This window comes from Streptomyces sp. NPDC028298 (assembly GCF_055565895.1).
In genome coordinates this window covers 129,929-153,227 of the sequence record NZ_JBVHTL010000002.1, presented here as the reverse complement: position 1 = coordinate 153,227, position 23,299 = coordinate 129,929, and the positions used below count along the sequence as shown (strand labels likewise).

The window sequence follows — 23,299 nt, the reverse complement described above, 5'->3', positions numbered from 1 at the left end:
ATGTTGTGGGGGGGGGGGGGGGGGGGGGGGGAGGGGGGGGGGGGGGGGGGGGGGGGGGGGGGGGGGGAAAGGGGGGGGGGGGGGGGGGGCCCCCCCCCCCCCCCCCCGCGTCGTGCACACGCCCCCGGCGCCTCCTCAGACGTGCCCGGCGGTGTCCCGGCCGGCCTTCGCGCCCGTCGGCGTGATCCCCGACGCCACCTTCTCCCGGGCCGCGAGCAACGCCCGCAGCCGCGGGGGCCACTTGCGGGTGTCGCGCGGTTCGACGTAGGGCTCCTCGGTCGGGGGCCGGCCCTCGGTGATGGCGCGCTGGCGGGCCAGCTCCGCGTCGAACTCCAGGCCCAGCAGGATGGCCAGGTTGGTGAGCCACAGCCAGACGAGGAAGACGATGGCGCCCGCGAGCGTGCCGTACGTCTTGTTGTACGAGCCGTAGCCGGCGGCGTAGACGGCGAAGCCCGCGGACGCGGCCAGCCAGACCAGGGTGGCGAGGACGCTGCCCGCGCTGAACCAACGGAAGCCGCGGCCGGAGACGTTGGGAGCGGCCCAGTACAGCAGCCCGATCATCAGCTCGACGAACACCAGCAGGACGGGCCACTTGACGATCGACCACGCGGTGATCACCGCGCCGCCGAACCCGAGGGCGGTCCCGGCGCGTTCGGCCAGCGGGCCGGTGAACACCACGATGACCGCGCTCCCGGTGAGGAGCAGCATCAGCGTGACGGTGAGCGCCAGCCTCAGCGGCGTGGTCTTCCAGACCGGGCGGCCCTCCGGAAGGTCGTACACCGCGTTGGACGCGCGGATGAACGCACCGACGTAACCGGACGCGGACCACAGCGCGGCGAGCAGCCCGACGATCGCCAGCACCCCGCCCGTACCGCCGCTGTGGCCCAGTTGGGTCACCGCGTCGCGCAGGATCTCGCGGGCCGGGCCCGGTGCCAGGTCCCCCACGTTCTCCAGGAGCCGGTCCGTGACGCGCCGCCCCATGACACCGAGCAGCGACACCACGACCAGCAGCGCGGGGAACAGCGACAGCACGCCGTAGTAGGTCAACGCCGCGGCACGGTCGGCGAGTTCGTCGTCGCTGAACTCCTTCACCGTGCGCCAGGTCGCGGACCACCAGGATCGAGCGGGCAGCTTGACGCGACCGCCCTGCCCTTCGGACCCCTCCGTGACCGCGCCCGCACCCGTGCCCCGCGTGCTGCCGGTGTCCGTGTCGGTGTCGGTGCGGGTACCGGCACCGGTGCCGGCGACCCTGCCCGTGTCCGCCTCCGCGCCCGTGTCCGGAAGAGCTCTCCGCTTCGATTCCGGTCGCTTCTCGTCCATGCCCGCCGTGTTGCCCGGATCCCGCTCCTGAAGCCCATCGGAGCGCCCCGGCCGCCCCGGATCCCGGTCGGCTACTGCGTCCGCCCCCGTCGGAACCCCGCCCCGCGACCCACCGACGAATCAAGCCGTCTGGACAAGAAAAGTTTTCGGTGGGAGTCTGGAGTCATGTTGGACGTGACCGTGATCGAGGACGCCGAGGCCGCCGCCGTGTCGCTGGACCCCATACGGGCCCGGCTGCTCGCGGAGCTGGCCGCCGGGCCGGCGTCGGCCGCCATGCTGGCCGGCAAGGTCGGCCTGCCCCGGCAGAAGGTGAACTATCACCTCAAGACGCTGGAGCGGCACGGCCTGGTCGAGCTGGCGGGCGAGCGCCGCAAGGGGAACGTCACCGAGCGGATGATGCGCGCGACGGCGGCGTCGTACGTCATCTCTCCCCAGGCACTGGCCGCCGTGCAGCCCGATCCGGACCGGTTCCGGGACCAGTTGTCCGCCCGCTGGCTCCTCGCGCTCGGTGCCCGGCTCGTCCGGGACGTCGGCTCCCTCCTCACGGGGGCCGCGAAGGCCCGTAAGCGGCTGGCGACGTACGCGCTCGACGGCGAGGTGACCTTCGCGTCGGCGGCCGACCGGGCCGCGTTCATCGAGGAGCTGACGGCCGGGGTGAGCTCGCTCATCCGCAAGTACCACGACGGGGACGCGGAGGCCGGGCGCCCGCACCGGATCGTCGTCGCCGTGCACCCCACGCTCAAGGCCGAGACCGAGGCCGAGGCCGGGCCCGGAACCGTGGCGTCCGAAGTCGAGGCCGGGCCCGAAGCCGGGGCGCCGTCCGAAGTCGAGGCCGGGCCCGAAGCCGGGGTGCCGTCCGAAGTCGAGGCCGGGCCCGAAGCCGGGGAAGCCCCCGCGGGTCCCGAAGCAACCCACTGATCATCCAGGAGTCATCATCATGCCCAAGGAATTCGAGGTCGTCCGCGAGTACGAGGTCGACGTCCCGCCCGCCCGGGTCTGGGACGCGATCACCGAAGGCAGCGGCGGCTGGCTGTGGCCGATGGAGTACGAGCCCCGCGAGGGCGGGGCGGGACCCTTCGGCAGCGTCATCACCACCTGGGACCCGCCGCACCGGCTGACCGTGCGCACCGAGGACGTCGGTTTCCCGACGCAGAGCCTCAACCAGATCGACCACACCATCGAGGCCCGCGGCGACGGCCGGAGTTCCTGGGTCCGGTACGTGCACAGCGGCATCTTCACCGACGACTGGGACAACCAGTACGACGGAGCCGACAAGCACACCGACTTCTATCTGCACACCCTGCGCGAGTACGTCACCCACTTCGCGGGCCGCCCGGTGGCCTTCGCGACCTTCGACGGGCCCGGCGTGTCCGCGACCGCCGACGCCTTCGCGGCCGTCGGAACGGCACTCGGCCTCCAGGACGGCACCGCCGAGGGCGCGCGGGTGCGGGCGAAGGGTCCCGGCGGCGAGGACTTCGACGCCGTGCTCGACTTCCGCAACCCGTACTTCATCGGGCTGCGCACCGACAACGCGCTCATCCGCTTCTTCGGGCGGGGCCGCTGGGGCGCGCCGGTCGGCATGAGCGTCCACGACTTCGCGCCCGGCGCCGACGCCAAGGCCGACGAGACCGCCTGGAAGGGCTGGCTCGACGAGGTCTTCGCGGGCTGAGCCGAGCGCGGCCGGAGAGCCGCGCCCGGCGAGCCGGAGCGGAGTCCCCGAGCAGGCGAAGAGCCCGGCCCCCCGGACGACGGGGCCGGGCTCTCGCGTACCGGAGCGGCTACGGACCGATGACCGGAACGGTCACGGTGCGCATGCCGGCGCGGCTACGGACCGACGGCGTGGCTACGGACGGAACCGCAGCACCTGCGGGTCGTGGTCGCTGATCTGGTCGGAGAACTCCGCATTGATGTGCACGCTGTCGTAGTCCAGGTCGCAGCCCTTGCGGATCGAGGGGCTGACCAGGATCTGGTCGAGGACCTGGGCGTTGCCCTGGTAGTCGTACGTGTAACGCTGGCTCTTGGGCAGCGACTTGATCGCCGACCAGAGCTCGCCGTCGCCTTCGAGGATCTTGGCGGTGTCGGAGAACTCGAAGTCGTTCATGTCGCCGAGCGCGATGACGTCGGCGTTCTTCTGCGTCTTCAGGATCTCGCCGACGAACGCGTTCACCAGGGTCGCCTGGGCGTGCCGCTGGACCTCGGAGCTGCGCGTCGGGGGCTGGTACTGCGCGGTCAGCCCCTGGTCACCGCCCTTGGAGTTGAGGTGGTTGGCGATCACGAAGACCGTGTGGCCACGGAAGACGAACTCGCCCGCGAGCGGCTTGCGGCTGCTCTTCCAGGCCTCGTTCGCCGGGTCGATGCGGCCGGGGGACGCGGTGAGCTGCGCCTTGCCGCGCACCTTCGTGACACCGACGGCGGTCGTCGAGTCGCCGCCCGCGCGGTCGGTGAACGAGACCCGCTCGGGGTTGAAGAGGAAGACCTGGCGGATGTTGCCGCCGGGCTCGCCGCCGTCCTGGTCGTTGACCGGGTCGATGGAGCGCCAGTCGTACTTCGGGCCGCCCGCCGCGACGATCGCGTCGATCAGCTTGTTCACCGTCTGGTCGGCGGCGACCGTGCCGTCGTCCGTCGCGCCGTTGTTGTCCTGGATCTCCTCCAGGGACACGATGTCGGGCGAGCTCAGGTTGTTCACGATCGCGGACGCGTGGGCGGCGAACGAGGCGTCGCCCGGGTCCAGGTTCTCGACGTTGTACGTCGCCACGGCCAGCTCGCCGCGCGCCTGCTTGCGCGTGGTCTCGCGCTCCAGGCCGCCCTTCTGGAGGGTGCCGAGCTGGTTCGCGACGAGGGTGTAGCCGCCGAACTGGTTGTAGTCGAGCGGACCCGCCGTGACGCCGGTGAGCTTGTCGCCGACGTTCGCGGTCGGGAAGTCCGCGGTCGCGCCGAGGGACTGTATCTGTATGCGTCCCGTGTTCTGCGAGGTGTACGAGCCGTACACCGTGCCGCCGCGGCGGGTGGCGTTCTCGTGCGGCTTCACCGTGACCCACAGCTCGGTGTACGGGTCGGTGGCGGTGACCACGCGGGTGTCGGCGACCTGGACGTTCATGCCCTCGAGGGACTCGTAGTAGTCCAGGGCGTACTGCGCCGGCTCCAGGGTGAGCGCGTTGACCGAACCGCCCGCGGCGGTGTCGCCGGCGGGGGCGTAGTCGTCCGGCACGGACCGGGCGTCGACGACCGTCGCGGCCGGGACGGCGTTGCCGCTGGAGACGACGGTGACCGTCGGCTTGGTGACCTCGGTGACCGACTGGTTGCCGGTGGAGACGCCGCCCGGGACGTACTCCGAGACCGTGCCCGTCACCGTGACCGAGTCGCCGACGGCGACCTTGGGGGCGGAGCTGGTGAAGACGAAGACGCCCTCACTGGTGGCGGGGTCGGCGTCCGGCGTGGGGTCCTGGAACCAGAAGCCCTTGGACGAACCGTACGTCCGCACGCCGGTGACGATGCCGGGCACGTCGGTGACCTTCGTACCCGCGAGGGGGGAGGTCCGGGTGGTGCCCTGGATGTCGTGGATGTGGACGGTGTCCGCCTGGGCCGGTGTGGTGAGCACAACGGCGGAGACGGTGGAACAGACCGCGGCGACGGTCAGCGCGCCGATGCGCGCGGTTCTCTTGCTCGGCAAGGGAATCCCTCCGGGGACGTTCGTGAGCGCCGGGACGAGGGTGGACTGGTGGGGGGAGCGCGACCTGCTTGCGGGCCAGTGACGCGCGTAGAAGGGTTCGACCGCACGGCCGTTGAACTTCTACGCGCGTCAATCTCGTGTGTGACGGGGGGAGTTGTCAAGGTTTCGACGGTGTACGAGACCTGTCGGACACATGAACCGGGCGGCATGGGTGGAAATCCGTCTAGGCTGAGCAGTTGGACGGATCCCCCGGGCCGCCTCCGGGCTCCCGTGCCCGCCGACGTCCGGCGGGACCCGGCGCCCGCCGTGGAGCCGGTCGGACCGCTCGCCTGCCTGTCCCTGATCGTCGTGGTTGTTCGGAGGAGAACTCAGCCGATGTCAGACAGCTCTTCCCTGCCGCCGGTGCGGCTGCACTCCGAGGCGCAGCTCGCGCGGGACGCGCTCGCCGCGCCGCTGCTCTCGCGCGCCGCGGGGCTGGCCCGCTGGGCAGGTCCCGCCACCCGGGTCGGCGCCGGGGGCGAACTCGTCGAGGAACAGCTTCCCGAGGCGGCCGGAGTCCTCGGCCTGACCGGCGACGACGCGGCCGCGCTGGCCGGTGAGGCCTGGCGGGTGGCCGTCGACACCGGGCTCGTCGAGATCGTGGACGAGGAGGAGGGCACCGTCACCGCGGGCGAGGACCTCGCCCTGCTCACCTCCGGCGCCCCGCAGGACGTCCTCGGCTACTGGCTCGGCGCCCTCGACGTCGTGCTGGCCGACGCGAGCGTGCCCGACCTCGGCGAACTCGTCGACGCGATGGACGAGCAGGGCGAGATCGACCTCTCCTCGGTGAACTGGGACCCGGAGGCCGAGTCCGAGTTCCTCGACGGCGTGCTCGGCAACCTGTATCTGCTGACCGTCGGCGAGGACGCGCTCGGGGAGGTGTCGGTGCCGCTCCCCGCGCTCGCCGCCTCGATGATCCTGCCCGACGACATGGGGGAGCCCAGCAACGACGTCCTGGAGCAGGTCTCGGACGCCATGATGCGTCTCGACGAGCAGTTCCGGCTGCTGGAGCCCATCGGACTCGTCGCCTTCCAGCCGGTCGACGAGGCCCTGATGGTGGACGCCGCCGAGGAACCGGCCCCCGCCGACGACATGGACGTGTCGCGGTACGGGATGGTGCGGCTGACGCCGCTCGGCCTGTACGGGCTGCGCGCCCGGCTCATCGAGGCGGGCTTCTCCGCCCCCGCGGTGGGCGAGCTGACCGACAAGGGCGCGGACACGTTGCTCGACGGCACGGCGGGCTTCCCCCCGACCGCCGCGCAGGCCGAGATCGAGCAGTGGCTCGCTCGGCGTGAACCGCTGTCCGCAGCACGGGAGTTGCTCTCCGCGGCACGCGGCGCGGACCCGAACGCCCCGCTGCGCCGACTGCACTGCCAGCAGGCACTCGCGCTCGTCGGCACGGAGGCCGAGCCGGCGCTGCGCGAGGTGCTGGACGACGCCGAGCTGGGCGGTCTCGCCCGGGTCTGGCTCTCCGAGCGGGGCGCGTCCGACGTGCCGCCGCCGTCCGAGGCGATGGTCTTCTGGCTGACGATCGACACGGTGGCCGCCCAGCTCGCCGCCGAGGGGAACTCCGACGAGCTGCAGGCCCTGGTCGAGGGCCTGGCCCAGCAGCACAGCGGCTTCTTCGACACGGCCTGGCGGGTCGAGCACCCCGCGGCCCCGGACGTCCTCGAGGCCATGGGCCGGCTGCACCCCGACAAGAAGGTCGCCAAGGAGGCCCGCAAGGCCGCGTTCAAGGCCCGCTCACAACAGGGGGCGTGACGCGCCGCCGGTGAGGTGACGGGGAGCGGGGCGCTGGCTGGGGGCTGCCGGGTCCCGGGTGCGGGAGCGGGTGCCTGGTGGTCCCCGGAGGGGGACGTTCCTGCTCCGGGTGGGTGGATTCACGCAAGCGGGGGCGCGGAAGTCGGCGTGCGTTCAACTCGTGTTCAGGCGGGGGCGGGACGGTGTGCCGCGAACCGAGGCCGCCGGCCGCCCCCCCCCCACGACAGTCCGAGTCCACCGTCACAGGAGACATCACATGTCGCTCTCTCGCAGGGACTTCGCCAGGCAGTCCGCGATCACCGGTGCAGGCGTGGTCCTGATCGGCAGCGTGGGTGCCCTCGCCACCGCACCCAACGCGCTCGCCGCCACCGAGACGGAGACCGAGGGCGCGGGTGCGGACTCGGCGGAGGCCCGGCACGGCGGCGTCGGCTACGGCCCGCTCGTCACCGACCCCAAGGGCCTCCTCTCGCTGCCCGCCGGCTTCTCCTACCGCGTCATCACCTACAGCGGCCGCACCAAGCTGGACTCGGGGGAGTTCACGCCGTCCAACCACGACGGCACCTCCACCTTCCAGGGCCCGCGCGGCGCCACCCTCCTCGTCAACAACCACGAGCTCAAGGGCCCCCGCTCCGGCTGGACGTATCCCGTGCCGCTCACCGAGGGACTCGTCTACGACCCGGCCGCGTCCGGCGGCTGCACCGTCGTCGAGGTACGTCACGACCACGTCGCCGAGTGGGTCGGCATCGCCGGCACCTCCACCAACTGCGCGGGCGGCAACACCCCTTGGGGCACCTGGCTCACCTGCGAGGAGACCGAGGACAAGGCCGGCCAGAACGGCATGACCAAGGACCACGGCTACGTGTTCGAGGTCGACCCGCAGGACCGCCGCCGCAACAAGAACCCCAAGCCCGTCAAGGCGCTGGGCCGCTACGCCCACGAGGCCGTCGTCGTCGACCCCAAGCGCGGCCGGCTCTACCTCACCGAGGACGCCTCGGGCCCCAACGGCCTGCTGTACCGCTGGACGCCTCCGCAGGGCTTCGAGCACGGCCACGGACGGCTCGCCACCCTCGACGACAACGCCGGGGCGCTCCAGGCCTTCAAGTGCTTCGACTCCGGCGGCAAGTTCGTCGACGACCTCTCCCGCGCCACCAGGATCGGCACGGTCTACGGCGTGGACTGGGTCGACGTCCCCGACCGCGACGCCAAGACCGTCTCCGTCCGCAAGCAGTTCACCGACACCCAGGTCACCCGCGCCCGCAAGCTCGAAGGCATGTGGTGGGGTGACGGCGGCGTCTACATCGTCTCCTCCTACGCCCGCGCCGAGAGCCCCGGCCAGGCCCACGACGGAGCCGTCTGGTTCTACGACCCCAAGCGCCGCACCCTGACGCTGAAGGTCCTCATCGGCGTGAACCCCGACCCGTCCGTCGACGGAGCCTTCGACGGACCGGACAACATCACCGTCTCGCCGTACGGCGGCCTCGTCATCGCCGAGGACGGCGAGGGCGTCCAGCACCTCTTCGGCGCCACCGAGAGCGGCCGCACCTACCCGATCGCCCGCAACGAGCTCAACATCGGCACCGCCGAGGCGCCGGCCTACAGCGAGTTCACCGGCGTCACGTTCTCGCCCGACGGCCGTACCCTCTTCGCCAACATCCAGGAGCCGGGCATCATGCTCGCCATCACGGGCCCCTGGAAGCGGCAGAAGCGCGGCTGAACTCCCCCCGCCTTCCCCGCGGATTAATTCGCTCGCCGGGTTCGCGGCCGCCCTCCTACAGTGGTGCACGTCCAGGTGCGAAGGCAGGACCTACTTCCACTGATAATGGGGCGGTCGCGGGTTCGAGTCCCGCCGTCGGCACAACGCGCCGATGTAGCTCAGGGGTTAGAGCACCTACGTCGGTTCCGCCGATCTCGATCTCTGGACACCACAACTTCATGCACCTCCCGGTGCGCGGGCCGCGGCTACTTCTCTCTCAAAGAATCCCCGCCGCGGCCGACTTGATCTCGGGAGGCGCAGCTCATGGTGGGTGCCCGGTGCGCAGGCAGCGGATACTTCGGGAACTGGTGGGGCCACGGCCTCGTGCGGGTTCGAATCCCGTCATCGACTTCGGGTCGGTGTGGCGGAAACGGAAGACGCGCCAGTTTATAAGCAACCGTCGCCGTCCCTGATCTCGGACACCCTCCATTTGCTGTGCCTCCCTCCGAAACGCTCATGAATTCGGGGGAATTCACCATGGCACGCTTCAACAACAAGGCGGCGAAGGCGCAGCCCACTTCCCGCGTGACGTCCACCGGCCGAGTGCTGCGGACGCACCAGGGGGGCCTCGGCCGCGAGCGTGACGCGCGCTCCGAGCTCTTTCTGCTCGCGATCGCCAACTTCGTCTCGCAGCGGACCTTCTACGAGACCGGCGACGCCCGCGACGACCGGTTCGCCACGCTCGTGCGCGAGCTCGCCGTCGCCGACCCGTCCTGGACGGCGGGCCTCCTGGGCTGGCTGCGCGGCGAGGGAAACCTCCGTACGGCCTCGCTCGTCGGTGCCGCCGAGTACGTGAAGGCGCGCCTCGACGCCGGTGCCACCGACGGCCCGGCCAACCGGCAGGTCGTCGCCTCCGTACTGCGCCGTCCGGACGAGCCCGGCGAGCTGCTCGCCTACTGGACCTCCCGGTACGGCCGCAACGTGCCCAAGCCCGTCAAGCGGGGCATCGCCGACGCCGTACGACGTCTCTACAACGGCAAGTCGCTGCTGAAGTACGACACCGCGTCCAAGGGCTACCGCTTCGGCGACATCCTCAACCTCGTGCACGCGGCGCCGGACCCGGACAAGCCCTGGCAGGGCGACCTGTTCCAGTACGCGCTGGACCGGCGCCACAACCCGGACACGGCCGTCGTCCCCAAGTCGCTGCCCGTGCTCGCCGCCCACCGCGACCTCATGGCGCTGCGGCCCGCCAAGCGGCGCAAGGTCGTGACCGGCGCGCAGGCCGCCCAGCGGCTCGCGGACGCGGGGATGACGTGGGAGGCGCTGGCCGGCTGGCTCCAGGGGCCGATGGACAAGGAGGCCTGGGAGGCCGTCATCCCGTCCATGGGCGCGATGGCCCTCGTCCGCAACCTGCGCAACTTCGACGCGGCCGGTGTCAGCGACGAGGTGGCCGCCCGGGTCGCCGCGAAGATCAGTGACCCGGCGGAGGTCGCGCGTTCGCGGCAGTTCCCGTTCCGCTACCTCGCGGCCTACCAGCACGCGCCGTCGCTGCGCTGGTCGTACCCGCTGGAGCAGGCGCTCGGCCACTCGCTGGCCAACGTGCCCGCGCTGCCCGGCCGCACCCTGGTCCTCGTGGACCGTTCGGGCTCGATGTTCTACTCGCGGCTGTCCGAGCGTTCCGAGCTCAACCGGGCCGACGCGGCGGCGATCTTCGGCACGGCGCTCGCGCTGCGGGCGGCGGACGCGGATCTCGTCGAGTTCGGCACCACCAGCAAGCGGGTGAAGTTCAGCTCGGGCGAGTCCGTGCTGAAGGTCATCGGACGGTTCGGCGACCTCGGCGGCACCAACACCACCGAGGCGGTCCGCAAGCACTACAAGAAGCACGACCGGGTGCTCATCGTCACCGACGAGCAGGCCATGTACAGCCAGTTCGGCGACCCGACCGAGCAGGTTCCGGCGCACGTTCCGGTCTACACGTGGAACCTCGCCGGCTACAGCGTGGGTCACGGGCCGTCGGGGACGGGTAACCGCCACACGTTCGGCGGGCTCTCGGACGCGGCCTTCCGGATGGTGCCGCTTCTCGAGTCGGCTCGGGACGCGGACTGGCCGTGGGCCCAGGCCGGGTGAGGGGCCGGGGCCGGGGTGGCTGAAGCCCTCGTCTCGGCTTGGGGCGGTGCCGCCTGAGGGTTCAAGGGAAGGGTGCGGTCCGTACGTTGGTGCGGGCCGCACCCTTGTCGGTTTCTGGGTCCGGGGCTAAGCGCCGCGTCTGGGTCGTCCACCCGTGATCACCAGTGCCGACAGCACCACTGCGGTCAGGGCGATCAGGGAACCGGCGCCGAACGCCTGGGCCGAGCCCTTGGTCAGGATCTCCGACGGGGAGCCGTGGGCGTGCCGGGTCGCCGTGCCGAACACGGTGACCAGGACGGAGAGTCCCAGGGTGCCGCCGAGCCACTGGAGGGTCTGCAGCAGTCCGGACGCGGATCCCGCGTCCCGCGGTGCCACGCCCGCGAGAATGGTGGCGGTCAGCGGCATGAAGCTCAGGCCGACGCCGAGCCCCATCAGCAGCAACGGGCCCAGCAGACCGGAGAGATAGCCGTCGCCCGGCTCCAGCCGCCACAGCCAGACGCCGGCGACCGCGATCAGCGACATCCCTGACAGCAGGACGGGCTTGGCGCCGAAGCGCTGAAGCAGCCGTGGCACGAGGCGCACGGTCGTGAACATCACCAGCGTCAGCGGCAGGAAGGCGAAGCCCGTGCGCAACGGGCTGTACCCCAGGGCCTGCTGGGCGACCAGGGTGAGGAAGTAGAACGCGCCGAACATGCCGGCGGGCAGCAGCAGGACCCCGGCGTAGCCGCCCGCCCGGTCACGGCTCGCGAAGAGGCGCAGCGGCATGACCGGTTGCTCCGCGCGCCGCTCCACCAGCAGGAAGCCGGCGAGCAGGGCCGCCGCCGTACCGAACCCCGTCAGCGCCTCGGTGTCCCTCCAGCCCTGCTCCGAGACCCGGATGAACGCGTAGACCAGCGAGGCCGTGCCCGCGGTGCCGGCGATTGCCCCCGCCGCGTCGAAGCGGCCCGCGTGACGAGGGGTCTCGGTGACGAAGCGCGGCAGGGCGGCGGCGACCGCTGCGCCGATCGGCACGTTGATCAGCAGCGACCAGCGCCAGGACGCCCACGACGTGAGCATGCCTCCGACCACCAGGCCGACCGACGCGCCGATCCCGGCCATGGAGGAGTAGACGCCGAGCGCGTGGTGGCGTCGGGGGCCCTCGGGGAAGTTCGTGGTGATGAGCGCGAGGGTGCTCGGGGCGATGAGTGCCGCGCCCACGCCCTGGAGCGCGCGGGCCGCGAGCAGCCAGGAGCTCTCTGTGGCGAGGCCGCCGAGCAGTGAGGAGGCGGCGAAGAGGAGGGCGCCCGTGGTGAGGGTCCGGCGGCGGCCCACGATGTCGCCGATCCGGCCGCCGAGGAGGAGCAGGCCGCCGAAGGCGAGGGTGTACGTGTTGAGGACCCAGGACAGGCCGGTGGGGGTGAAGCCGAGGTCCCGCTGGACGTCCGGCAGGGCGACGTTGACGACGGTGGAGTCGATTCCGACCATGAGGTAGGCGGTCACGATGACGAGGAGGGCCGTCGTGCCGGGTGTCGCCTCCGTGCTGCGGAGTCGCTTTGGGCGTAACGCTGCTGACGAGGTGTCGGGAGTGGGTGTGCCGGTGCCGGTGGACATGGAGTTCTCCTGGTCTGGCGTCCCCGGTACGGTGCGAGTGGGCAGCACGGACTGCCCGCGACATAAGCGGGGACTGTCTCCGTTTAACCCTCGCCAAGATACGGAGAGGGTCCCCGGTTCGCAAGGAGTGTCTGAATGACCCAGGTCAAGCCGATGCGGGCGGATGCGCGGCGGAACTATGAGCGGCTTCTCGCGGAAGCGGCGGTCGCGTTCGCCGAACACGGGGAAGGCGCGTCCCTGGACGACATCGCCAAGCGGGCCGGTGTGGGGTCCGGGACGCTGTACCGGCACTTTCCGACCCGGCGGGCGCTGTTGGAGGCCGTCTACGTGGACGCCATCGAGGCGATCGCGGTCCGCGCGGACGAGATCGCGGCCGCGTTGCCGCCGGGGGAGGCGCTCGTGGAGTGGCTCAACGAGCTCTGCCTCGGGATGATCCAGGTCCGGGGGCTGAAGGCGCTGCTCGGGTCGGCCGTCGCGGACGGGAGTTCCGAGGTGCTGGCGCGGTGTGGGGCCTCCGTGAAGGGGGCGGCGGGGAGGCTGGTCGGGGCCGCGCAGCGGGAGGGCACGCTGCGAGGGGATCTGGAGCCGATCGATGTGTTGCGGCTGGCGCATGGGGTGGCCACCGCGTCGGAGCTGGGGAGCTCGGACGGTTCGGACATCCGGCGGTATGTGTTGTTGCTGACGGAGGGGTTGCGGGCGTAGCCCTCCGGGCGGGTGGGCGGGCGGGTTCGGTCCGGTGGGTGCGTCGGGTTCTGTCCGGTGGGTGGGTCGGGTTCGGCCGGCGGGTGGGTCGGGGCCGTGCCGGTGCATCAGCCCGTCGCCGTTGGGTGAGGTGTGGGCGTCGGTGGCGACGGCCATTGATGTACCGGCACGTCCCCTCGCGCCGGATCCCGTCTGCGGGCGCAGGGGAGTTTCAGCCCCTCCGGCGTTTGAGGAGCGGGGTCTGGGGCGAAGCCGAGACCTTGGGGGAGGGTAGGGGCGGAGGGGGCGAGGAAAAGGGTGGGCTGAGCCGGGCCGGATTCTCGCCCCCGGTCATGGGGGTCGCCCCGGGTCAGAGGGATTCCGCTGCCGGCTTCACCATGCCGCGGACCGTGCGGGACTTGACGAAGTTGCCCATCGCCGTCATGTCCCACTCGCCGGAGAACTGCTTGATCAGCTTGGCCATCATGACGCCCGTCTGGGCCTCGGCGTTGGTGAGGTCGAAGCGGACGAGTTCCTCGCCACTGGCGGCGTCGATGAGGCGGCAGTAGGCCTTGGCCACCTCGGTGAACTTCTGGCCGGAGAAGGAGTTGACCGTGAAGACCAGGCCGGTGACCTCCTGGGGGAGACGGCCGAGGTCGACGGTGATCACCTCGTCGTCCCCGCCGCCCTCACCGGTGAGGTTGTCGCCGGAGTGCTTGATCGCGCCGTTCACGATCGAGAGCTTGCCGAAGTAGCAGCTGTCGATGTGGTTGCGCTGCGGGCCGTACGCGATGACCGAGGCGTCCAGGTCGATGTCCTTGCCGCGGAACGCCGGCTCCCAGCCGAGGCCCATCTGGACCATGGAGAGTAGCGGGGCGCCCCCCTTGACCAGGGACACCGTCTGGTTCTTCTGGAGGCTCACCCGGCCCTTGTCCAGGTTGATCTTGCCGGTGGCGGCGGGCGGCGCAGGGGGCATGGGCGGGACCGGGGGCGCGGCCGGGGACTGCGGGGCGGAGAGGCGGGGGTCCGCGGCCGGGGGCTGGGCCGCGGGGGCGGGCTGGGCGGCCGGGGCGGGCTCCTCCACGCTCACGCCGAAGTCGGTGGCGATGCCCGCCAGGCCGTTCGCGTAGCCCTGGCCGACGGCGCGGGCCTTCCAGGCGCCGTTGCGGAGGTAGATCTCGACGATCACGAGGGCCGTCTCCGTGCCCAGCCGCGGCGGGGTGAAGGTGGCCAGGACCGTGCTGTCGTCCGCGTTGCGGATCGTCGCGGTCGGCTCGATGCCCTGGAAGGACTGGCCCGCCGCGTCGGGGCTCGCCGTGACGACGATCTTCTCGATGCCCGGGGGCACCGCGGCCGTGTCGACCGTGATCGCGTCGGGCGCGGTGCCGCCGCCCGACCGGTAGGTCACGCCGGGGCCGGTGGGCTGGTTGTAGAAGATGAAGTCGTCGTCGGAGCGCACCTTGCCGTCGGCGGTGAGCAGCAGGCTCGACACGTCGAGCCGCACCGGGGCGGTGACGTCCACCGTCACGCGCGAGACGGGGAGAGGGATGTTCGAGCCGGGCGTCATAGCTGTCATGACTGGGGTAACGAGCGGGGGCGCTTTACCGTTCCCTTACCCAAGGGTGAAGAGGGACGCAGGGGGAGGGTTCCACTTCGGGCCCGCCCGCGCGGGCGTGCGGGCCCGGGTGGTCGTGTCTCAGGGCACCACGACGATCTTCCGGCCCACGCCCGACGCGAACTGTTCCAGGGCCTGGGGGTAGCTCGTCAGGGGGAGGCGGTCGCTGATGAGGACCGACGGGTCGAGGACGCCCGCGGCGAAGAGTTCCGCCGCGCGTTCGAAGCTGTGCAGGACGGCCATCGAGCCGGTGATGGTGATCTCCTGGTTGTAGATGCGGTACGGGTCGACGGTGACCCGGGTCGCGTAGTCCGCCACGCCGAACTGGAGGAAGGTGCCCGCCTTCGCCACCCGGTCGAGACCGTCCTGGATCGCCGCGGCGTTCCCGGTCGCGTCGACGACCACGTCCCAGCCCTGGGGCCGGTCCAGCTCGTCGGCGTTCGCCGCGGCCGCGGAGACCCCGAGCCGCCGGGCGGTGGCGAGCCGTTCGGGGTTCACGTCGACGACGTCCACGCTCGCCGCGCCGGTGCGCTTGGCGAGCTCCAGCATCATCAGGCCCATCGTCCCGGAGCCGTAGACCAGGATGTGGGCGCCGAGCCGGGACCGCAGGACGTCGTAGCCCCGGACGGCACAGGAGAGCGGTTCGATCAGGGCCGCGTCCTGGGTGGCGACGTGTTCGGGGAGCTTGACGCAGTTGGCGACGGGCGCGGTCGCGTACTGGGCGGCGCCGCCCGCGGTGGTCACGCCGATCGCGGCCCACCGTTCGCAGAGGTTGCTGTGGCCCGTACGGCAGTAACGGCACTCGTGGCAGTACAGGGACGGGTCGACGGCCACCCGGTCGCCGACCGCGAGCTCCGTCACCCTTGTGCCCACGCCGACCACCTCGCCGGCGAACTCGTGGCCCGGCACGATCGGCAGCTTCGGGGCGAACTCGCCCTGGAGGATGTGCAGATCGGTGCCGCACAGCCCGCAGGCGGCGACCTCGACCACGACCTCGCGGGGGCCAGGAGACGGGTCGGGGACCTCGGTCACGACGGCACGGCCCACGGACTCGATGACTGCGGCCTTCATTTCACGGCTCCGAGCGACAGGCCCTGGACCAGTTTGTCCTGGGCGGCGAACCCCGCGGCGAGCACCGGCAGGGAGACGACGAGCGACGCGGCGCACACCTTCGCCAGGAACAGGCCCTGGCTGGTGATGAATCCGGTCAGGAAGACGGGGGCGGTCCCGGCGACCACACCCGTGAGCACCCGGGCGAACAGCAGCTCGTTCCAGCTGAAGATGAAGCAGATCAGGGCCGTCGCCGCGATGCCGGGCAGGGCGATGGGGGCCACGACACGGCCGAGGACCGTCGGGAGCCGGGCACCGTCGAGCTGCGCGGCCTCGATCACCGCGACGGGGACCTCGGCGAGGAACGACTGCATCATCCACACGGCGATCGGCAGGTTCATCGAGGTGTAGAGGACGACCAGCAGCCAGATGTTGTCGAGCATGCCGGTGTTCTTGGCGAACAGGTAGATCGGGAGGAGGCCCGCCACGACCGGCAGCATCTTGGTCGACAGGAAGAAGAACAGGACGTCCGTCCACTTCCGCACCGGGCGGATCGACAGGGCGTACGCGGCCGGGAGGGCCAGCAGCAGGACGAGGAGGGTCGAGGCCACCGACGCGACCGTGGAGTTGACGAGGGAGGGCCAGGGGCTCGCGCCGCCGCCCGCGCCGAAGAACTCCCGGTAGCCGTCGAGGGTCAGGGCCGCGCCGAAGGCCGGCGGGTTCTTCGCCGCGTCCGGTTCGGAGTGGAAGGACGTCAGGGCCATCCACGCGATGGGCAGGAAGAACACGATGCCGAGCGCCCAGGCGGCCAGGCCCAGGCCGGCCCCCCTGGCACGGCGGGGACGCGGATGCGTCGCGGTCGTACTCATCAGCGGGACCCCTCCTCGCGGAACAGGGACGACACGACGCGCAGCGCGAAGGTCGCGATGACGATGGAACCGATGACCACCAGAACGCCCGCGGCGGAGGCGAGGCCGTTCTCGTGGGCCTGGTAGAAGCTCTGGTACACGGTGTAGGGCAGGTTGGCGGTGCCCAGGCCGCCGGAGGTGATCGTGAAGACCGCGTCGAAGTTCTGCACGATGTAGATCGAGCCCAGCAGCGCCCCCAGTTCGAGATAGCGGCGCAGGTGGGGCAGCGTGAGGTGGCGGAACACCTGCCAGTCGTTCGCGCCGTCCACGCGGGCGGCCTCGATCTGCTGGTGGTCGCGGCTCTGCAGACCGGCGAGCAGGATCAGCATCATGAACGGCGTCCACTGCCAGACCAGGGACGCCTCGACCGCGAGCAGCGGGGTGTCCGAGATCCAGTCGGGCGCGGGGCCGCCGACGTAGTGCAACAGGCCGTTCAGCAGGCCGTATTCGGGGTTGAAGAGCACGTGCTTCCACAGCAGGGCCGCGGCGACCGGGACCACCAGGAACGGTGCGATCAGCAGGGTGCGGACGATGCCGCGGCCCCGGAACCGCCGGTCCAGGAGCAGGGCGAGGGCCAGGCCGAGGACGAGGCTGACGAGGACCACGCTGACGGTCAGCAGGATCGTCGTCCAGACCGAGTGCCGCAGGCCCGCGTCGGTCAGCACCTCCGTGTAGTTGCCGAAGCCGGTGAAATGGCGGGCCTTCGGATACAGGGCGTTCCAGTCGAAGAACGAGATCACCAGCGTGGCCACGAAGGGCAGTTGGGTCACCGCGATCATGAAGATCAGGGCCGGGAGCAGGGGGCCGCGGGCGGCCCAGGCGCGCAGCCGGGCCGAGGGTTGTCCGTGGGTGCGTACGGGGGGAGCGGCCACGCGGGCCGTCGTCGTGGCGGTCATCGGCCCTCGTACTCCTTGGAGATCTTCTCGGCGAGCTTCTGGGAGGTGTTCAGTGCCGCGTCGACGGACTGGCGTCCGGCGATGGCCGCGCTGATCTCCTGCGAGACCTTGGTGCCGAGGTCGGTGAACTCGGGGATGCCGACGAACTGGATCCCGGGCGCGGGGCGCGGCTGGACGCCGGGGTCGCGCGGCCGGGCGCCCTCGATGGCCTGGCGGGTCATGTCCTGGAAGGCGGCGGCCTCTTTGACGTAGGCGGCGTTCGTATACGTCGAAGCGCGTTTGCCCGCCGGGACGTTCGACCATCCGGTGGTGTCGCCCACCAACTGCTCGTAGCCCTTGCCCGAGGCCCAGGAGATGAACTTCCAGGCCTTGTCCGGGTTGTGCGAGGCCTTCTGGAGTCCCCAGGCCCAGGTGTAGAGCCAGCCGGAGGACCCGGTCCTCTCGACGGGGGCCGGGACGTATCCGAGCTTGCCCCTGACCGGGGAGTCCTTGGCCTCCAGCAGGCCCGCGGCGGAGGTGGCGTCGTACCACATGGCCGTCTTGCCCTGGGTCATGTTGTTCAGGCACTCGGCGAAGCCGGACTGGGCGGCGCCGGACTCGCCGTGCTCGCGGACGAGGTTCACATAGAACGTGGTGGCCTTCTCGAACTCGGGGGAGTCCAGGCGCGCCTTCCAGTCCTTGTCGAACCAGGTGCCGCCGAAGGTGTTGACCACGGTGGTGAGCGGGGCCATGACCTCGCCCCAGCCGGGCAGACCGCGCAGGCAGATGCCCTTCATGCCGGGCTCGGCGCCGTCCGCCTTCGCCGCGAGGTCTGCCACCTGCTGCCAGGTGGGGTGCGCGGGCATCGTCAGGCCCTTCGCGGCGAACACGTCCTTGCGGTACATCAGGAACGACGACTCCCCGTAGAACGGCTGCCCGTAGAGCTTGCCGTCGGCGGCCGTCAGCGACTGCCGCATGGGCTTGAGGACGTCCTGCTCGTCGTATCCGCGGTCCTGGCGGACGTACGAGTCCATCTCGTGCAGCCAGCCGTTGCGGGCGTAGATCGGTATCTCGTAGTTGGAGAGGGTGGCGACGTCGTACTGGCCCGCCTGGTTGGCGAAGTCCTGGCTGATCTTGTCGCGGACGTCGTTCTCCGGCAGGACGGTGAAGTTCACCTTGATGCCGGTGTCCCGGGTGAAGTGGGCCTTGGTGAGTTTCTGCAGCTCGACCATCTGCGGGTTGTTGACCATCAGGACGTTGATGGAATTCCCGCCGGAGCCCGACCCGCCCGCTCCGGTCCAGCAGCCGGAGAGGAGCGGGGAGAGCAGCGTCCCTGCGGCGGCCGCGGCGAGCAGTGCGCGCGGCCTCCGCCGGCTCGGGGTTCGCATGGATCACTCCTGGGGATGGGGATGGGGATGGGGAGGGGGATGGGGAGAAAAGGGGAGAGGTGGGGAGGGATGCGGATATAGGGGGCGGGGTGAGGTGTGGGGGTGCCTCGGGGCGACGCGGGGAGGGGGGAGTGGGCAGGTGGCCGGGGCGGGAGGGCTTTCAGACGCGGATGACCTGGGGGCCCAGCAGCGAGTAGCGGTGCGCCTCGGAGGCCGGGAGCAGGGTGCTGGTGACGATCGTCTCCAGGTCGCCGATGCCGGCGAACCGGCAGAAGCTGACGGCGCCGAACTTGGTGTGCACACCGGCGAAGACCGTGCGCCGGGAGGCCCTGATCGCCTGCGCCTTGACCTCGCTGACCGCCGGGTCGGGTGTGGTGAGGCCGTGTTCGCGGGAGATGCCGTTGGCGCCGATGAACGCGAGGTCGATGACGAAGCCGGCGAGCATCTTCGTGGTCCAGTGGTCGACCGTGGCGAGGGTGCCGGGGCGGACCCGGCCGCCGAGCAGCAGGACGCTCGTGTTCTCGGCTCCGGCGAGTGCTCCGGCGGTGGCGAGTGAGGCGGTCACCACGGTCAACGGCCTGTCCCTTGGCAGGGCTTCGGCGATGAGCTGCGGGGTGAACCCCTCGTCGACGAACACGGTCTCGGCGTCCCGGGCCAGCTCGGCCGCGGCGGCGGCGATCCGGCGCTTCTCGGGGACATGGCTCGTGGTGCGGAAGGCGAGCGTCGTCTCGAAGCCGGCGCTCTCCACGGGGTAGGCGCCGCCGTGGGTGCGGCGCACCAGGCCGTGGTCCTCCAGGGTGCGCAGATCCCGTCGTACGGTCTCCTTGGCGACGCCCAGTTCGACGGCGAGCTCGGTGACCTCGACCGAGCCCGTGCGGCGCGCGGTCCGGACGATCTCGCGCTGCCGTTCCTCCGCCGTCCTGCCCGTCATCGCCGTCACCCGCTCCCTCGCGCTCCGTCGCGCACTGCCCGTTCGGACCCGGTGGGGTCCATGAGGGAAGTTCTACAGCCGGTGTCCGTCACTGACCAGGCCTGTTGCGGGCCCGATGCTGCCCGGCTGTGCCCGTTCCGCGGCGCGGCCGCCCGCGGCGGACCTGGGGTGGAGCGGGGGAGGCGGCGGGATCGGGCAGGGGTTGTGCCCGAACACGGGGGCGGGCGGGCCCGTTTCCGGCCCGCCCGCTTCTCACCGGGCGGTCCGCTGTCCGCCCGCCCCCTCCGCCGGGCGGTTCCGCGGTCCGCCCGTTCCTTCGTCGGGCGGTCCGCTGTCCGCCCGTCGTCCCCGCCTTCTCGGCCGTGGTCAGTACGGCCAGATCGGCGGGTGCGTCGTGAAGTGGCCGCCCAGGTGCGCGTGGTCCGGGTTCGCCGGGTCGAGCTCGCCCTGTTCGGCGATGAGCTTCTCCGCGTACGGCTCGGAGTCGTCGCGCGGTTCGTAGCCGAGGGCCCGTGCCGACGAGAGGTCCCACCACAGGCGGGTGTTGGCGGAGGAGCCGTAGACGACCGAGTGCCCCACGTCCCGCGCGGTCAGGGCGGCGTGGAAGAGACGGGCGCCGTCCTCGGGGCTCATCCAGACCGAGAGCATGCGCACACTCGTCGGCTCCGCGAAGCAGGACCCGATGCGCACCGAGACGGTCTCCAGGCCGTGCTTGTCCCAGTAGAACTGGGCGAGGTCCTCGCCGAACGCCTTGGACAGCCCGTAGAAGGTGTCGGGGCGGCGCGGGGTGTCGACCGGGATCAGCGGGTCGTCGCCCACCGGGCGCGGGGTGAAGCCCACCGCGTGATTGGAGGAGGCGAAGACGACACGGCGTACGCCCTCCTCGCGGGCCGCCTCGTACAGGTTGTACGTCCCCTCGATGTTGGCCTTGAGGATCTTGTCGAAGGAGGACTCCAGGGAGATGCCCGCGAGGTGGACGATCGCGTCGACGCCCCGTACCGCCTCGCGCAGTGCCGCCCGGTCGGCGAGGTCCGCGGTGATCGCCTCCGGTTCGCCCTCGACCGGGAGGACGTCGAGCAGACGCAGCTCGTAGCCGTACTCCGGCAGCAGCCCGCGCATGAGGGTGCCGAGTCCGCCGGCGGCGCCGGTGAGCAGAACGGTGCGGGGAGCGGGCATGGGGGTCTCCTCCGTGCGGGCGGGTGCGCCAGGGCCGGCTGCCGGGGCCGTCGGCGGGGCCCTGTTCGTCAGTCGTATGCGTGTATGGCATTCACATTCATGGACACGCTAAGGAGCGTCGACGTGCCGCGTCAAGTGTCGCGCGGACGGGCGAAATCCGCCTTCGAGTTGCGGGTTTGCATGCTTGACCGGCCCCGAGGCGGCGGCTTAGCGTGGGCGAGTTCAGGGATATGGACATGGATCAGAAACATGCACTCGATGGGCACCTTTTAAGGGAGAGTCCGTGACGTCAGCCCCTCTTGCCGCCCGGCTGAGCATCCCCAGCGGGCCGCTCTTCTTCCCCGTCACCGCGTACGGCCCCGACGGCACCGTCGACCCCGGTGTCTACCGGGAGCACGTACGGCGCGGCGTCGAGGCGGGCGCGGCGGCGGTCTTCGCGTGCTGCGGCACCGGCGAGTTCCACGCGCTCGTGCCCGAGGAGTTCGAGACCTGCGTACGGGCCGCGGTGGAGGCCGCCGAGGGGCGCGTCCCGGTGGTCGCGGGCGCCGGATACGGAACCGCCCTGGCCGTGCGCTACGCGCGCCTCGCGGAGGCCGCCGGGGCCGACGGGCTGCTCGCCATGCCGCCGTATCTCGTGACGGCCGGGCAGGAGGGGCTGCTGCGGCACTACCGGGAGATCGCCGCCGCCACCTCCCTCGACGTCATCGTCTACCAGCGCGACAACGCCGTCTTCACCCCGGCGGGCGTGGTCGAACTCGCCCGCACCGAGGGGATCATCGGCTTCAAGGACGGGCTCGGCGACCTGGACCTGATGCAGCGGATCGTCAGCGCCGTACGCAGCGAGGCGCCCGGCGACTTCCTCTACTTCAACGGTCTGCCGACCGCCGAGCTGACCGGGCTCGCCTACCGGGGACTGGGGATCACGCTCTACTCCTCGGCGGTCTTCTGCTTCGCCCCCGAGATCGCGCTGGCCTTCCACCGCGCCCTGAACACCGGGGACGACGCGACGGTGAACCGGCTGCTGGACGGCTTCTACCGGCCCTTCGTCGATCTGCGGGCGCGGGGGCGCGGCTACGCGGTCGCCCTGGTCAAGGCGGGTGTCCGGCTGCGCGGACTGGACGTCGGCGAGGTCCGGCCCCCGCTCCACGAACCGGCCGAGGACCACGTCAAGCAGCTCGCGCAGCTCATCGACCGCGGGTACGCGCTCATCGAGGAGGGCCTGTGATCGCGTCCGCGTTCCTCTACCCCTGGGACGTCAACGGGGACCCGGAGGCCGCCGCCAGGACCGCGGCCCTCGGCGTCCGCCGGGTGACGCTCGCGTCCGCCTATCACTCCACGCGCGCGCTGACCCCTCGCCACCCGCGGCACCGGATCGTCACGGCCTCGCACGCCGCCGTGCTGTACCCGGTGGACGAGGCGCGATGGCGCGGCCGGGCCCTTCGCCCCTGTCCGGCCGGTGACTGGGCGCCCGGTGACGCGTACGGCGAGGCCGCCGCCGCGCTCGCCGGGGTGGGGCTCGACGTCCACACCTGGGTCGTGCTCGCGCACAACTCACGTATGGGGGAGGAACATCCGGAGACCTCCGTCGTCAACGCCTATGGGGATCGCTATCCCTGGGCGCCCTGCGTCGCCCGGTCCGCGACCCGCGCCTACCTGGCCGACCTCGCGGTGGAGGCCGCGGTACGGCCGGGTGCCGCGGGTACGGAACTGGAGTCGCTCGGCTGGTACGGACTCGCCCATCTGCACGCCCACGACAAGATCGGCGGGGTGTCGCTCGGGGACGCCGGGCACTATCTGATGTCTCTGTGCTTCTGTGCCGTGTGCGCGGACGGATACGGCCGACAGGGCCTGGACGCGGAGGAGTTGGCGTCCTTCGTGCGCGGGGCGCTGGAGCCGGTGTGGCGGGGGGAGCCGTCCGGTGGCGGCTGGGCCGGGGTGGAGAAGCTGCTCGGGGCGGGGACGGCGGCGGCCACCCGTGTCTGGCGCGACCAGGTCGCCCGCTCGCTCCAGGAGGAGACGGTCGCGGCGGTCCGCTCCGCCGCGCCGGCCGGGTTCCAGGTGCTGCTGCACGCCGACCCCGTCTCCTTCCACTGCGGCGCCAACGCCGGTGTGGACCCCGGGCACATTTTGTCCGTGGCCGACGGTGTGGTCGTGCCGTGCACCGGGGACGCGGGCCTGCTGACGCCGTTCGCGGAGGCGGTGCGGGCGGGGGCGCGGGGGAGGGTGCTGGCCGCCAACTTCACCGTGGTGTCCGGGATGGGGGGCCGGCCGGACCGTCTCGCGGCCGACGCGGCCCGCGCGGTCGAGCTCGGCGCGACCGAACTGCGGCTGTATCACGCGGGGTTGGCCTCGGACGCCGATCTGGAGGCGGTGCGGGGGGTGTTGGCGGGGCTGGACTAGGGCCCTTCCGGCAAGGCGCGCCGTCGCCCGAAGGGCGGCCCGGCGGCGTCAGGTGCGAAGAGACGGCGTGCATGG

At 71.6% G+C, this 23,299-nt stretch carries 18 protein-coding genes; 8 read left to right on the top strand and 10 right to left on the bottom strand.

Translation table 11 applies throughout. The features are described from left to right. Positions 1 to 135: 135 nt before the first annotated feature. Complete coding sequence (locus tag ACZ4TO_RS09235) at positions 136 to 1,320, bottom strand: YihY/virulence factor BrkB family protein (RefSeq protein WP_468023870.1); 1,185 nt, start codon at positions 1,318 to 1,320, stop codon at positions 136 to 138. A 165-nt stretch (positions 1,321 to 1,485) separates the two neighbouring features. Between ACZ4TO_RS09235 and ACZ4TO_RS09230 the strand changes: the two genes are divergently transcribed. Both ACZ4TO_RS09230 and ACZ4TO_RS09225 read left to right on the top strand, forming a co-directional pair. After that, entirely contained in the window at positions 1,486 to 2,238 is a 753-nt protein-coding gene (locus ACZ4TO_RS09230) for an ArsR/SmtB family transcription factor (RefSeq protein ID WP_468023869.1), read from the top strand. Positions 2,239 to 2,257: 19 nt separating this feature from the next. Beyond that, positions 2,258 to 2,989 carry an SRPBCC family protein gene (locus ACZ4TO_RS09225; RefSeq protein WP_382794398.1) on the top strand — a complete coding sequence of 244 codons (732 nt, stop codon included), beginning with the start codon at positions 2,258 to 2,260 and terminating at the stop codon, positions 2,987 to 2,989. A gap of 174 nt (positions 2,990 to 3,163) precedes the next feature. Here ACZ4TO_RS09225 and ACZ4TO_RS09220 read toward each other — a convergent pair whose 3' ends face one another. Next, positions 3,164 to 4,990: an endonuclease/exonuclease/phosphatase family protein gene (locus tag ACZ4TO_RS09220; RefSeq protein ID WP_468023868.1), complete on the bottom strand. Its 1,827-nt coding sequence runs from the start codon at positions 4,988 to 4,990 to the stop codon at positions 3,164 to 3,166. A 375-nt stretch (positions 4,991 to 5,365) separates the two neighbouring features. Here ACZ4TO_RS09220 and ACZ4TO_RS09215 point away from each other — a divergent pair, with 375 nt between their 5' ends. From ACZ4TO_RS09215 to ACZ4TO_RS09205, 3 genes are all read left to right on the top strand, one after another. Continuing rightward, on the top strand, positions 5,366 to 6,790 hold the full coding sequence (locus ACZ4TO_RS09215) for a hypothetical protein (protein ID WP_468023867.1): 1,425 nt from the start codon (positions 5,366 to 5,368) through the stop codon (positions 6,788 to 6,790). 256 nt (positions 6,791 to 7,046) lie between these two features. Continuing rightward, positions 7,047 to 8,504: an alkaline phosphatase PhoX gene (locus ACZ4TO_RS09210; RefSeq protein ID WP_382794408.1), complete on the top strand. Its 1,458-nt coding sequence runs from the start codon at positions 7,047 to 7,049 to the stop codon at positions 8,502 to 8,504. A 516-nt stretch (positions 8,505 to 9,020) separates the two neighbouring features. Next, entirely contained in the window at positions 9,021 to 10,610 is a 1,590-nt protein-coding gene (locus ACZ4TO_RS09205) for a TROVE domain-containing protein (protein ID WP_468023866.1), read from the top strand. A gap of 126 nt (positions 10,611 to 10,736) precedes the next feature. Here the strand turns inward: ACZ4TO_RS09205 and ACZ4TO_RS09200 are convergent, their stop codons facing one another. Further along, a complete protein-coding gene (locus ACZ4TO_RS09200; RefSeq protein WP_468023865.1) occupies positions 10,737 to 12,200 on the bottom strand; it encodes an MFS transporter in 1,464 nt (487 codons plus the stop codon). Positions 12,201 to 12,335: 135 nt separating this feature from the next. Between ACZ4TO_RS09200 and ACZ4TO_RS09195 the strand changes: the two genes are divergently transcribed. Then, positions 12,336 to 12,902 carry a TetR/AcrR family transcriptional regulator gene (locus ACZ4TO_RS09195; RefSeq protein WP_382794417.1) on the top strand — a complete coding sequence of 189 codons (567 nt, stop codon included), beginning with the start codon at positions 12,336 to 12,338 and terminating at the stop codon, positions 12,900 to 12,902. A gap of 349 nt (positions 12,903 to 13,251) precedes the next feature. Here the strand turns inward: ACZ4TO_RS09195 and ACZ4TO_RS09190 are convergent, their stop codons facing one another. From ACZ4TO_RS09190 to ACZ4TO_RS09160, 7 genes are all read right to left on the bottom strand, one after another. After that, positions 13,252 to 14,448 (bottom strand): TerD family protein, encoded by a 1,197-nt coding sequence (locus ACZ4TO_RS09190; RefSeq protein WP_382794759.1) that lies wholly within the window; start codon positions 14,446 to 14,448, stop codon positions 13,252 to 13,254. Between the two features lie 129 nt (positions 14,449 to 14,577). Then, entirely contained in the window at positions 14,578 to 15,567 is a 990-nt protein-coding gene (locus ACZ4TO_RS09185) for a zinc-dependent alcohol dehydrogenase family protein (protein ID WP_382794420.1), read from the bottom strand. Further along, entirely contained in the window at positions 15,564 to 16,415 is an 852-nt protein-coding gene (locus ACZ4TO_RS09180; RefSeq protein WP_468023864.1) for a carbohydrate ABC transporter permease, read from the bottom strand. Before ACZ4TO_RS09180 ends, ACZ4TO_RS09185 begins: the two co-directional genes overlap by 4 nt. Further along, on the bottom strand, positions 16,415 to 17,350 hold the full coding sequence (locus tag ACZ4TO_RS09175) for a carbohydrate ABC transporter permease (protein ID WP_382794426.1): 936 nt from the start codon (positions 17,348 to 17,350) through the stop codon (positions 16,415 to 16,417). The genes ACZ4TO_RS09180 and ACZ4TO_RS09175 overlap by 1 nt, the downstream gene beginning before the upstream one ends. Continuing rightward, positions 17,347 to 18,717 (bottom strand): ABC transporter substrate-binding protein, encoded by a 1,371-nt coding sequence (locus tag ACZ4TO_RS09170; protein WP_468023863.1) that lies wholly within the window; start codon positions 18,715 to 18,717, stop codon positions 17,347 to 17,349. Before ACZ4TO_RS09170 ends, ACZ4TO_RS09175 begins: the two co-directional genes overlap by 4 nt. Before the next feature lie 160 nt (positions 18,718 to 18,877). Next, complete coding sequence (locus ACZ4TO_RS09165; protein ID WP_382794431.1) at positions 18,878 to 19,648, bottom strand: DeoR/GlpR family DNA-binding transcription regulator; 771 nt, start codon at positions 19,646 to 19,648, stop codon at positions 18,878 to 18,880. A 366-nt stretch (positions 19,649 to 20,014) separates the two neighbouring features. Continuing rightward, positions 20,015 to 20,824 carry an NAD-dependent epimerase/dehydratase family protein gene (locus tag ACZ4TO_RS09160; RefSeq protein ID WP_468023862.1) on the bottom strand — a complete coding sequence of 270 codons (810 nt, stop codon included), beginning with the start codon at positions 20,822 to 20,824 and terminating at the stop codon, positions 20,015 to 20,017. Between the two features lie 283 nt (positions 20,825 to 21,107). Here ACZ4TO_RS09160 and ACZ4TO_RS09155 point away from each other — a divergent pair, with 283 nt between their 5' ends. Continuing rightward, complete coding sequence (locus ACZ4TO_RS09155; RefSeq protein WP_382794437.1) at positions 21,108 to 22,049, top strand: 5-dehydro-4-deoxyglucarate dehydratase; 942 nt, start codon at positions 21,108 to 21,110, stop codon at positions 22,047 to 22,049. Next, positions 22,046 to 23,224, top strand: a complete 1,179-nt coding sequence (locus ACZ4TO_RS09150) for a hypothetical protein (protein WP_382794441.1) — start codon at positions 22,046 to 22,048, stop codon at positions 23,222 to 23,224. The genes ACZ4TO_RS09155 and ACZ4TO_RS09150 overlap by 4 nt, the downstream gene beginning before the upstream one ends. Positions 23,225 to 23,299: the final 75 nt, after the last annotated feature.

Coding starts and splice junctions, on each gene's coding strand:
- ACZ4TO_RS09235 (WP_468023870.1), bottom strand. CDS start 1,320: ATGGACGAGAAGCGACCGGAATCGAAGCGGAGAGCTCTTCCGGACACG.
- ACZ4TO_RS09230 (WP_468023869.1), top strand. CDS start 1,486: ATGTTGGACGTGACCGTGATCGAGGACGCCGAGGCCGCCGCCGTGTCG.
- ACZ4TO_RS09225 (WP_382794398.1), top strand. CDS start 2,258: ATGCCCAAGGAATTCGAGGTCGTCCGCGAGTACGAGGTCGACGTCCCG.
- ACZ4TO_RS09215 (WP_468023867.1), top strand. CDS start 5,366: ATGTCAGACAGCTCTTCCCTGCCGCCGGTGCGGCTGCACTCCGAGGCG.
- ACZ4TO_RS09210 (WP_382794408.1), top strand. CDS start 7,047: ATGTCGCTCTCTCGCAGGGACTTCGCCAGGCAGTCCGCGATCACCGGT.
- ACZ4TO_RS09205 (WP_468023866.1), top strand. CDS start 9,021: ATGGCACGCTTCAACAACAAGGCGGCGAAGGCGCAGCCCACTTCCCGC.
- ACZ4TO_RS09200 (WP_468023865.1), bottom strand. CDS start 12,200: ATGTCCACCGGCACCGGCACACCCACTCCCGACACCTCGTCAGCAGCG.
- ACZ4TO_RS09195 (WP_382794417.1), top strand. CDS start 12,336: ATGACCCAGGTCAAGCCGATGCGGGCGGATGCGCGGCGGAACTATGAG.
- ACZ4TO_RS09190 (WP_382794759.1), bottom strand. CDS start 14,448: ATGACGCCCGGCTCGAACATCCCTCTCCCCGTCTCGCGCGTGACGGTG.
- ACZ4TO_RS09185 (WP_382794420.1), bottom strand. CDS start 15,567: ATGAAGGCCGCAGTCATCGAGTCCGTGGGCCGTGCCGTCGTGACCGAG.
- ACZ4TO_RS09180 (WP_468023864.1), bottom strand. CDS start 16,415: ATGAGTACGACCGCGACGCATCCGCGTCCCCGCCGTGCCAGGGGGGCC.
- ACZ4TO_RS09175 (WP_382794426.1), bottom strand. CDS start 17,350: ATGACCGCCACGACGACGGCCCGCGTGGCCGCTCCCCCCGTACGCACC.
- ACZ4TO_RS09170 (WP_468023863.1), bottom strand. CDS start 18,717: ATGCGAACCCCGAGCCGGCGGAGGCCGCGCGCACTGCTCGCCGCGGCC.
- ACZ4TO_RS09165 (WP_382794431.1), bottom strand. CDS start 19,648: ATGACGGGCAGGACGGCGGAGGAACGGCAGCGCGAGATCGTCCGGACC.
- ACZ4TO_RS09160 (WP_468023862.1), bottom strand. CDS start 20,824: ATGCCCGCTCCCCGCACCGTTCTGCTCACCGGCGCCGCCGGCGGACTC.